Annotated in this window: 9 protein-coding genes and 1 pseudogene; 7 read left to right on the top strand and 3 right to left on the bottom strand. The window is 64.9% G+C overall.

The genetic code is table 11. The annotated features are described in order from the left end of the window. The 5 genes and pseudogenes from QOC89_RS10610 to QOC89_RS10590 all read left to right on the top strand — a co-directional run. Nucleotides 1-132 (top strand): annotated as a pseudogene (locus QOC89_RS10610) (fructose-1,6-bisphosphate aldolase); the annotation flags it as partial. Between the two features lie 132 nt (nucleotides 133-264). Further along, a complete protein-coding gene (locus QOC89_RS10605; protein ID WP_074282302.1) occupies nucleotides 265-1,155 on the top strand; it encodes a phosphoribosylaminoimidazolesuccinocarboxamide synthase in 891 nt (296 codons plus the stop codon). Nucleotides 1,156-1,274: 119 nt separating this feature from the next. Further along, a complete protein-coding gene (gene purE / locus QOC89_RS10600; protein WP_027800217.1) occupies nucleotides 1,275-1,793 on the top strand; it encodes a 5-(carboxyamino)imidazole ribonucleotide mutase in 519 nt (172 codons plus the stop codon). Between the two features lie 104 nt (nucleotides 1,794-1,897). After that, nucleotides 1,898-3,094 carry a 5-(carboxyamino)imidazole ribonucleotide synthase gene (locus tag QOC89_RS10595; RefSeq protein WP_323044967.1) on the top strand — a complete coding sequence of 399 codons (1,197 nt, stop codon included), beginning with the start codon at nucleotides 1,898-1,900 and terminating at the stop codon, nucleotides 3,092-3,094. 10 nt (nucleotides 3,095-3,104) lie between these two features. Beyond that, on the top strand, nucleotides 3,105-4,157 hold the full coding sequence (locus tag QOC89_RS10590; RefSeq protein WP_323044966.1) for an L-threonylcarbamoyladenylate synthase: 1,053 nt from the start codon (nucleotides 3,105-3,107) through the stop codon (nucleotides 4,155-4,157). 151 nt (nucleotides 4,158-4,308) lie between these two features. Here the strand turns inward: QOC89_RS10590 and QOC89_RS10585 are convergent, their stop codons facing one another. The 3 genes from QOC89_RS10585 to dacB form a co-directional block, all read right to left on the bottom strand. Then, nucleotides 4,309-5,517, bottom strand: a complete 1,209-nt coding sequence (locus QOC89_RS10585; RefSeq protein ID WP_323044965.1) for an SGNH/GDSL hydrolase family protein — start codon at nucleotides 5,515-5,517, stop codon at nucleotides 4,309-4,311. A gap of 94 nt (nucleotides 5,518-5,611) precedes the next feature. After that, nucleotides 5,612-6,574, bottom strand: a complete 963-nt coding sequence (locus tag QOC89_RS10580) for a sterol desaturase family protein (RefSeq protein WP_323044964.1) — start codon at nucleotides 6,572-6,574, stop codon at nucleotides 5,612-5,614. A gap of 195 nt (nucleotides 6,575-6,769) precedes the next feature. Beyond that, complete coding sequence (gene dacB / locus QOC89_RS10575) at nucleotides 6,770-8,419, bottom strand: D-alanyl-D-alanine carboxypeptidase/D-alanyl-D-alanine-endopeptidase (RefSeq protein ID WP_323044963.1); 1,650 nt, start codon at nucleotides 8,417-8,419, stop codon at nucleotides 6,770-6,772. Between the two features lie 324 nt (nucleotides 8,420-8,743). Between dacB and QOC89_RS10570 the strand changes: the two genes are divergently transcribed. Together QOC89_RS10570 and QOC89_RS10565 are read left to right on the top strand one after the other, a co-directional pair. Continuing rightward, entirely contained in the window at nucleotides 8,744-9,406 is a 663-nt protein-coding gene (locus tag QOC89_RS10570; protein ID WP_323044962.1) for a response regulator, read from the top strand. 4 nt (nucleotides 9,407-9,410) lie between these two features. After that, a complete protein-coding gene (locus QOC89_RS10565) occupies nucleotides 9,411-10,718 on the top strand; it encodes an ATP-binding protein (RefSeq protein WP_323044961.1) in 1,308 nt (435 codons plus the stop codon). The last annotated feature ends 34 nt before the right edge of the window (nucleotides 10,719-10,752 follow it).

The raw sequence follows: 10,752 nt of genomic DNA, 5'->3' as shown, positions 1-10,752 counted from the left end.
GCGATGAAAATCTGCCTCGAGCGCTTCACGCAATTCGGCTGCGAAGGCCAGGCCGGCAAGATCAAGCCGGTTTCGCTTGATAAAATCGCGGAAAAGTACAAGTCGGGCGAGCTCGCACAGGTTGTCCGCTAAGCTATAACCACGCATCAGGCCTGGCCGATTGGCCAGGTTGTCGGTAGATCGCCGTTCCCGCATCATCCGGGGAACGGCGTTTCCCTTTTGTTCCGGTCACACTTTTTGCCCCACTTTTAGCGAACCACGACGATGTCTACCCTCTACGAATCCACGCTCCGCTCGCTGCCGCTGCTCGGCCGCGGTAAAGTCCGCGACAACTATGCGGTGGGCAACGACCAGTTGCTGATCGTCACGACCGACCGTCTGTCGGCGTTCGACGTCATCATGGGCGAGCCGATTCCGAATAAGGGCCGCGTGCTCAACGAAATGGCGAACTTCTGGTTCGAGAAACTGAAGCATGTGGTGCCGAATCACCTCACGGGTGTGGCGCCCGAATCCGTGGTGGCGGCAGACGAAGTCGAGCAGGTGAAGGGTCGCGCGGTCGTCGTGAAGCGCCTCGAGCCGATTCTCGTCGAAGCGGTGGTGCGCGGCTATCTGGCCGGCAGCGGCTGGAAAGACTACCAGGCAACCGGTTCGGTGTGCGGCGTCGAACTGCCGCCTGGCCTGCAGAACGCGCAAAAGCTGCCCGAGCCGATTTTCACGCCGGCAGCCAAGGCCGAAATGGGCCACCACGACGAAAACATCACGTACAACGAGATGGAGCGCCGCATCGGCACCGAACTGTCGGCCACGATCCGCGACATCTCGATCAAGCTGTACAAGGAAGCCGCCGACTACGCCGCCACACGCGGCATCATCATCGCGGACACGAAATTCGAGTTCGGGCTGGACAACCACGGCCAACTGTATTTGATGGACGAGGCGTTGACCGCCGATTCGTCGCGTTTCTGGCCGGCCGACCAGTATCAGGTCGGCACGAACCCGCCGTCGTTCGACAAGCAGTTCGTGCGTGACTGGCTCGAAACCCAGCCGTGGAAGAAAGAGCCGCCCGCACCGAAGCTGCCGGACGACGTGGTTACGAAGACGGGCGAGAAGTATCAGGAAGCGCTCGAACGCCTGACTGGACACAAGCTCGCCTGAGCACGCGCGCCGGGTGGATCCGGATCGCGAAAAAACGCGGGGAACGCCGCGGCACCCCTCGGGTGCCTGGCGCGCAGCGAAGGATCGAGAGCGCTCTCAAGAACCAAGGAAGCCGTAAGATGAGTGAAGCACAAACCGCCCATACGCATGGCGCGCCAGTTATCGGCGTGCTGATGGGCTCCAGTTCCGACTGGGAAGTGATGAAGAACGCCGTGGCGATTCTGCAGGAATTCGGTGTGCCGTACGAAGCCAAGGTCGTGTCCGCGCATCGCATGCCCGACGAGATGTTTGCGTATGCTGAGAGCGCGCGCGAGCGCGGCATTCGCGCGATCATCGCGGGTGCGGGCGGCGCGGCGCATCTGCCGGGCATGCTGGCCGCCAAGACCACGGTGCCGGTGCTTGGCGTGCCGGTGGCGAGCAAGTATTTGAAGGGCGTCGATTCGTTGCATTCGATCGTGCAGATGCCCAAGGGCGTGCCGGTCGCCACGTTCGCCATCGGCGAGGCGGGCGCGGCGAATGCCGCATTGTTCGCGGTATCGATTCTGAGCGGCACGAGCGCCGAGTATGCGGAAAAACTGGCGGCGTTCCGCGTGCGCCAGAACGAAGCGGCTCACGCAATGGTGCTGCCGGCGCTGTAAGCGCCAAGGCTGATTGCTTTTAGACTTTCCCCCATGTCTGACCCCGGGCCGGATGCCGCTATTGCACGTTTTGCAGGCACATCCGGCCGCGACCGACCACTAAGATGAACCCAGACAACATACCGGTTTCACCGATTCTGCCCGGCGCATGGCTTGGCATGGTCGGTGGCGGCCAGCTCGGCCGCATGTTCTGTTTTGCCGCGCAGGCGATGGGCTATCGCGTCGCTGTGCTCGACCCGGACGAGACCAGTCCCGCGGGCGCGGTTGCGGACCGCCATATCCGTGCGGCTTACGACGACGAAGCGTCGCTCACCGAACTCGCGCGACTGTGCGCGGCGGTGTCGACCGAATTCGAGAACGTGCCGGCGGCGAGCCTCGATTTCCTCGCCAGGACCACGTTTGTGAGTCCGGCCGGCCGTTGCGTCGCCGTGGCGCAGGACCGGATCGCCGAGAAGCGATTTATCGCATCGTCAGGCGTGGCGGTGGCGCCGCACGTCGTGATCGAGTCGTCGGATGCGTTGGCCGCGCTCGACGATGCGAAGCTCGAGGCGGTGCTGCCGGGCATTCTCAAGACTGCGCGCATGGGCTATGACGGTAAAGGTCAGATTCGCGTGCGCAACGCCGAGGAAGTGCGCCAGGCGCATGCATCGCTCGCCGGTGTGCCGTGCGTGCTGGAAAAGCGCTTGCCGCTGAAGTTCGAGGTGTCCGCGCTGATTGCGCGCGCGGCGAACGGCGCGTCGGTGGTGTATCCGCTGGCGCAGAACACGCATCGCGACGGCGTGCTGTCGCACACCATCGTCCCCGCGCCGGATGCAAGCTCGACGCTGGTCGGCCAGGCACAACAGGCCGCGCTGCAAATTGCCGACAAGCTCGGCTATGTGGGCGTGCTGTGCGTCGAGTTCTTCATCCTTGAAGACGGATCGCTCGTCGCCAACGAAATGGCGCCGCGCCCGCACAACTCCGGCCACTACACCGTCGACGCCTGCGCCACCAGCCAGTTCGAACAGCAGGTGCGCGCGATGACCGGTATGCCGCTCGGCGATACTCGCCAGCATTCGCCCGCCGTGATGCTGAACATCCTCGGCGACGTGTGGTTTCCGGACGGCCCCAAGCGCGCGGCAGTCACGCCGCCGTGGCACGAAGTGGCCGCGATGCCGGCGGCGCGTCTGCATCTGTACGGCAAGGAAGAGGCGCGTTGCGGCCGCAAGATGGGCCACGTGAACTTCACCGCCGCGACGCTCGAAGAAGCCCGCACGGCCGGCCGGGATTGCGCGCGGCTCCTGCACATCATCACGAGCTGACGCGAGCGCCATGCCGGATCAAAGCAAACCTGCCGAAGGAGGCGCCGCGAGCGTCTTGCCCGTGAGCACCGCGCAGATCGAGCATGCCGCCGCGCTGCTCGACGCGGGCGAGCTCGTCGCGTTCCCGACGGAGACCGTCTACGGACTCGGCGGCGATGCCGAGAGTCCGGACGCGGTCACGCGTATTTACGTGGCGAAGGGCAGACCGGCGAATCATCCGGTGATCGTGCATCTGGCGCCACAGGGTGATCCGACTTATTGGGTCGACCATCTGCCCGCGGATGCGCAGCGCCTGATCGATGCGTTCTGGCCTGGGCCACTTACGCTGATCCTGAAGCGCGCGGCACGAATCGATGCAGCGGTCAGCGGTGGCCAGGATTCGGTGGGCTTGCGCTGTCCGTCACATCCGGTTGCCCAGGCCTTGCTGGAAGCGTTCAGCGCATTGCGTGACGGACATGGTGGCGTGGCGGCGCCGTCGGCGAATCGTTTTGGTCATGTGAGCCCCACTACGGCGCAGCACGTGCGCGACGAGTTCGGCGGCGCGATTCATGTGCTGGACGGCGGCGCATCGGACGTCGGGATCGAATCGACGATTCTGGATTTGTCGCGTGGATTTCCGGCGCTATTGAGGCCCGGCCGCGTCACGCCGCAGGATATTGCCGATGTGCTCGGCGAAGCGCCGAGGTTGCCAGACGGATCGGATGCGACGGCACCGCGCGCTTCGGGCACGCTGAAGGCGCACTATGCACCGCGCACGCCGTTGGCATTATTGCCGTTCGGGGCGCTCGAACCTTTGCTTGCCGCGCGCGCAGCGGCCGAGCGTGTGGCTTTGGTCGCGCGGGCCTCGCGTGCCGGGCACTGGGCAGACGCGGAAGGGGTGCATTTCATTGCCGCACCTGAAGATCCGCATGTGTACGCGCGCGAGTTGTATAGCTTGCTCAGGGCGCTGGATCGCGCGAATGTCACGCGAATTCTGATCGAGAAGTTGCCAGATACGATCGAATGGATCGCGGTGAACGATCGCCTGGGCCGAGCCGCGGCGGCATTTGAAGCGCAAGGTTAGGAACTCCGTTTGCGCCTGCACGTAGGAAAAGACAGATCGCTACACGCGCTGCGCCCAATACGCCGCGTTTGTGTCGCAAATAAAAAAACGCCTGGCTCGACCAGCAAGCCAGGCGTTCGCATCCTGCTGCCGCTACGCGGCAACCCTCAACTTATTTGCCCAGTCCGCTAGCAGCGATCGCCAGCTCGACCGTCTGCGCGAACAACGCGTGCAAGTGCGTGCTCGGGTGCACCAGATCCGCGAACATGTACGTCTGATCCGCGCCGGCCACGGTAAGCGTTTGCGGCGAGCAGAACAGCGACGACTGGAACTGGCTGCCGTAAGACGCAGCCGTCTGGCCCGGCTGGAGCACGGCCGGATTCTGCGTGGCATAGGTCGTGGCCGCTTGCCCCATCGCGTTCAGGTTACACGCCGTGTTCGTGTTCGACACCGTGAAGCCCAGCGTCTGGTAGGAGGCCAGCGTGGTGTCCAGCCACTTGAAGGCGCTCACATAAATGACCTGCTTGTTCGAAGCAAACGCCTGCGCAAGCGCGCCGTTGTACGTCTGGGTCAGCGCATTGAACAGCGCCTGACCTGTCGCACCGCTTTGCACACCTTGCGGTGTTTGCGCGATATCCGGCACATCCGACACGACCACGTGCGTTGCGCCCGCCCCGACGACCTGCTGAACCGCGCCGACGAACTTGGCCGCCGCTATGCCGATCTGCTGAAGCGCTGCGGGGATCGCCGCATTCGACGCGGCGGCGCCCGCCTGCTGCGCCGCCGCGGGCGTTCCGCCGGCCTGCAGGACTGCCGTCGCCGCCGCGGTGCCCGCTGCCGAGACTGCTTGCGCCTGAATGAAAATGTCGTTCGCGCCGCCGTTCATCAGCACCAGCTGGTTCGCATTGAAGCTGCCGTGCGCGCCCAGATACTGCGTGATCTGCTGCGTGACCGGAATCGTCGTGGCGGCCATGAAGTTCGGCGCGTAGCCTTCGCCTTGCGGCTGATCCACGCGCGAACCGCCTTGCGCGTAGCCATACCCGCCCGCCGCTACCAGCGGTTGGCCGAAGCCGCCCAGATACGCGGCGGTCAACGTGCCGCCGTAGTATTCGGCAACCTTCTGCGTCCACACTTCACCCGGGTTGGTCGTGAAGCGGCCACCACCGAAACTCGACTGGATCACCGGCGCATACGTGCCGACGTCCGACAGGCTGTCGCCGAACGATACGACCTGCAATTTGACGCCGCCTGGAGGCGTGCTGCTCGCATTGTTGTTGTCGCTGCCGCCGCCGCAAGCCGCGAGCAGTGCAAACGCCGCACTGGCGATGGCGATCTGCGTGACGCGGACGAAATTGCGCTTGTTCGATGCTGTTTGCTTCATGTTGACTTCATCTCCTCGTATGTGTGGCCCTTGCGCCATATATTGCAGGCGGCGCCCACCGCTTTGGCGGCGTGACGCCAGCTTACAGAATCTTCTAAGGCCTGCGCGATGTTTGAAACGCGGCCGTATGGTTTTCTTCGACGCTCGCATCGCCGCTGGATAACGCGGTATCGGCACGCGCACTCGCACTCGCACCGGCGGCGCGGCGTGCATGATAATCCGTGGCCCACGCGGGCGGTGCGAACAGCGCGCGCCACTTGTTGCGCCAGCCTCGCACGCTCACGAAATCGGCGGCCATCGACGCCCATTCATGAAACGTCGCCTTCAGCGGGTTATACGTGTGAAGCGGCTCGACGATGCCGTACACCGGCGCATCGCGCGAATCTTCCTCGACATAGCTGCCGAACAGGCGATCCCAGATCACCAGCACGCCAGCATAGTTGCGGTCGATATAGCGGTCGTTGCGCGCGTGATGCACGCGGTGAATCGACGGCGTGTTGAACACGTATTCGAGCCAGCCGAGTTTGCCGATCGCCTGGGTATGCACGAAAAACTGGAAGCCGAGGTTGATCAGCACGATCGCGACGATCTGCTTCGGCGCAAAGCCGAGCACGGCGAGCGGAATCCAGAACAGCCACATGCCGGCAATCGGATACATCAGGCTCTGGCGGAATGCGGTCGAAAAATTCATTCGCTCCGACGAGTGATGCACGACATGCGCGGCCCACAGCCAGCGCACGCGATGGCTGCAACGGTGGAACACGTAATAGAGCAGATCCTGAGCGACGAACAGCGCGACGAACGACACCCAGCTCGCCCGCCACGTGGCGACGCGATAGTGATCGTAGAAAAGGGCATACACGGGGATGATCGCGAGCCACGCGAGCTTGTCGGCGGCTTGCTGCATCAACGCGAGTGCGGCGTTGCAGAGGGTGTCGCGCCAGCTGTAAAGCTGCGCGCCGGGGCGCGTGCGCCGCAGGTGCCACGCCTCCCAGCCAATGCATGCGAGAAAGACTGGCGCCATGGCGAGCAGCAGCAATTCGGCATCGAATTGCATTGTGTCTTCCTCCGTGGTCCCGGGCCGCTGCGTTTGCCGCAACGGACGTTGTCGTTTTCGTTTGATTGGGCCATGCCACCCTAATGATTGCGCGGCTCGTGCGCTACGCGTTGCGTTTTACGCGCGCCTCAAACACTGCCCGACAGCGTACACGGTTGGGCGCGTTGCGGCGCGCGGCTTCTATAGAAGGAATCCTCAATGGGTGCCGTGCTTGTGCGGGTTTTTCCTGGGCTTGCTGGCGCGCGGTTCGGGGACCGGGTCGGAGACCTTCGTGAATCCCTGGGACGGTCCCTGGTATATCCATTCGAGCAAGGCGTCGTGTGCGGCACGCGCGGCTTCGGCATGCGGGTCGTTGATCAGGCTCACCACCACATAACTGTTGCCGTCCGCCGAGGCCACATAGCCGGCGATCGCGCGCACGTCGCGCAGCGTGCCGGTCTTGATGTGCGCGTTGCCGCCCGCGCCCTGGTTGGTCAAGCGGTTGCGCATCGTGCCGTCCACGCCCGCGATCGGCAGCGACTCCACGAACACCTGAGCGACCGGGCTCGCGTTGGCCCGCTGCAGCAGATCGGCGAGCGAAAGCGCCGTGACGTGCTCGTCGCGCGAGAGGCCCGAGCCGTTGTCGAGCGTCAGGTATTCCATGTCGATGCTGTCGCGGCGCAGAAACGCCTCGATCGCGCGCGCCGATTTGGCGGGCGTGGCGGGCGGCTTTTCTTCCGTCGCGCCGATCGTCAGGAACAGGTTGCGCGCCATCGTGTTGTTACTGAACTTGTTGATGTCGCGAACGATGTCGGACAGCACCGGCCCCTGGTGGGTGGCGACGAGCCGCGCGCCGACCGGCACCGCGCCTTCGCGGGTCGCGCCGCTGAACGTGCCGCCGGTTTGCTGCCACAGCGCGAGGAAGCCGCCCGCGAAGAACGCGGAGTGATCGAGCACCGCGACGTTGATCGTGCGCGGGCCGCAGCGCATCGAGTACTCGCCGTCGAACGACGCCACCACGGTGCCGTTGGGTTGCGGCGTCACGGTGGGTGTGACGGAGGCGGCCTCGCCACGGCATGGTCCGTTCACCGCGTGCATCTGGTTGTCGATCTGCAACTGCGAGAGCGCGGGCAGCACGTCGACGGCGACGCTGCCGTCCGGCGAAGGCGTCAGCGTGAACGACAGCGATTTGAAGGCATACAGCAGCGGATCGGGACCGACGTTGTACGGCGCGGTAGCGTCGTCGTCGAACGGCGGCAGGTCGCGCGTCGAGGCATCGAAATAACGCTTGTCGAGCACCAGCGCGCCGTCGATCCCGCTGATGCCCGCCTTGTGGATCTTCTGCACGAGGTCGATCAGTTCTTCGGGCACCAGCTTCGGGTCACCCGTGCCCTGAATGTATAGATTGCCGTGCAACATACCGTTGGCATCGAGCGTGCCGTCCGCATACGCGCTCGTGCGCCAGCGATAGTCCGGGCCCAGGATCGACAGGCCGGAGTAAGTGGTGACGAGCTTCATCGTCGAGGCGGGCATCATCGGCTTGCCGGCGTTCAGCGCGACGATCGGCGTGCGGTCGCCGACCTTTTCGACCACCACGCTGATCGACGACAAGGGCACGTGGGCGCGCTGCAGGCCGACCATCACCGGTTGCGGCAGGACGGTCGTGACATTGACGCTCGGATGCGTAGCCTTGACGCGAGCCTGTGCGGTGAGCGGCAGCATCGTGCCGCAACCGAGCGCGGCGCAGGCGAGCGCCAACGCGGCCGTGCGCGGTGCGACGCGGCGCGGCAGGGAACGGGTGCAGGCAGAGGAGCGTGGACGCAGCGCCAAGGAGCGTGCGAGAGAAGACAAAAAAGCGTGCGTCATGAACAGGCGAGGAAGCAAGATTTCGGGGCGCGAGGTACGCGGCAATCCAGGGTGTGTCGATGCATCGCGCGACGCGTGCGGGCAGCGGTTTCGTTGCGCGTTCGCGAGGGCGGCATTAGTCGGTCGGGCAAATCATGGGGGCACGCTGGCGGATTCACGCGTTCGGCATACCAAGCCGGGCACGCTGATGAATCGAGCCACGCGACGCAAAGCGCTCATTGTAGAGACATGCCGCGACGCTGCGGTGAAAAAGCGTCCTGCGGCGCGCAGGCCGGGCTGGGCGCTAGAATGCGGCATCATCGAATGTTTCGGGACCGTACCAACATGCGCATATTGCTAGTCGAAGACGACCGGATGATCGCCGAAGGCGTGCGCAAGGCGCTACGCGGCGAAGGCTTCGCGGTCGATTGGGTGGAAGACGGTGACGCGGCGCTCAGCGCGGCAACCGGCCAACCTTACGATCTGGTGTTGCTCGACCTCGGCCTGCCCAAACGCGACGGCCTCGAGGTGCTGCGTGCGCTGCGCGCCAAAGGCCACGCCACGCCGGTGCTGATCCTGACGGCGCGCGACGCGGTCGCCGACCGCGTCAAAGGCCTCGACGCCGGCGCCGACGATTACCTTGTCAAACCTTTCGATCTCGACGAACTCGGCGCCCGCATGCGTGCACTGATCCGCCGCCAATCGGGCCGCAGCGATTCGACGATTCGTCACGGCAACCTGACGCTCGATCCGGCCTCGCATCAGGTCACGCTCGACGGCGCGCCGGTCGCGTTGTCGGCGCGTGAATTCGCGCTGCTCGAAGCACTGATCGCGCGTCCTGGCGCGGTACTCTCGAAGAGCCAGCTCGAGGAAAAAATGTACGGCTGGGGCGAGGAGATCGGCAGCAATACCGTTGAGGTCTACATTCACGCGCTGCGCAAGAAGCTCGGCGCGGACCTGATCCGCAACGTGCGCGGTCTTGGCTACATGATCGCGAAGGACGCCTGAGCCGATGCGTTCGATTCGCCGTCAATTGCTGTTCTGGCTGCTGGCGCTGGTGTTGCTCGGCGTCGGCATTGCCGGTTGGCTGATCTACCGGCAAGCGCTGGCTGAAGCCAACGAACTGTTCGATTACCAGTTGGAGCAGATCGCCGCGGCGCTGCCGTCGGAACCGTTTTCGCAAGTGCTTGGTTCGCGCGACACCGGCGACGAAGGCATCGTGCTGCAAATCTGGAATCGCAACGGCGTGTTGATGTACTACTCGCGACCGCGTGCGCCGCTCGCGCCGCGCGCCGAACTCGGCTTTTCCACCGAGCATACGGAGCGCGGCGATTGGCGTGTGTATGGCGCGATCGTCGGCGATAACGTCGTGCAGCTGGCGCAGCCGGTTTCGGTGCGCAACCGGCTCGCGGCGAACGTCGCGTTGCGAACCTTGTGGCCGTTGATCGTATTGCTGCCGCTATTGGGCCTGGCGGTGTGGGTGATCGTCGGACGCGGACTGCGGCCGCTGCGGCGCGTGACCAGCGCGCTCGACGCGCGTCACCCCGAGGCGCTCGATCCGTTGCCCGATCAGCGCCTGCCGCTTGAAGTGCAGCCGCTGGTGCGCGCGTTGAACGGCCTGCTCGAACGTCTCGCCACCGCACTCGACATTCAGAAAGCATTCGTTGCCGACGCCGCTCACGAATTGCGCACGCCGCTCGCCGCGGTGCAGATCCAGTCGCAACTGGTCGCCCGCGCGAAAGACGACGTAGCGCGCAGTGAAGCGCTGGCCGATCTGCAAGCGGGTGTCACGCGCGCCACGCGGCTTGCCGAGCAATTGCTGGCGCTCGCACGCTCGGAACCGGACGGCCTCGCCGCGACCAACGCGATCGATCTGCGCGCGCTGCTGCAGGACTGCGTGGTGGCGTATGCGCCGCTGGCGCAGAATCGCGGCGTCGATCTCGGCATCGAGGCGAGCGAGTCCGCCACGGTGATCGGCGACGCCGACGCGCTGCGCGTCATGTTCAACAACCTCGTTGATAACGCAACCAAATACACGCCGCGAGGCGGCCGCGTCGACGTCAGTCTGCAGGTCGAAGACGGGCATCCGGTGGTACGGATCGCCGACAGCGGGCCGGGCATCGAGCCGGCCGAACGCGATCGCGTATTCGATCGCTTCTACCGGGCCGGCGCCGGCGCGAACCGCGCGCGCACCGATGTGGCGGGCACCGGTCTCGGCCTCGCGATCGTACGGCGCATCGCTACGCAACACCATGCGGCGGTGCGGCTCGACGAGTCGCCGACGGGTGGCTTGCAGGTCGAGGTACGTTTCCGAGTGTGACGCCTTCTGTTCGGAACGTGGTTCAAATCAGCCT

It is taken from the genome of Paraburkholderia sp. (genome assembly GCF_034668105.1).
Classification (GTDB): Bacteria; Pseudomonadota; Gammaproteobacteria; order Burkholderiales; family Burkholderiaceae; genus Paraburkholderia.
Note: the sequence above shows the minus strand (reverse complement) of the source record. Positions and strands in the feature narration are given on the sequence as shown.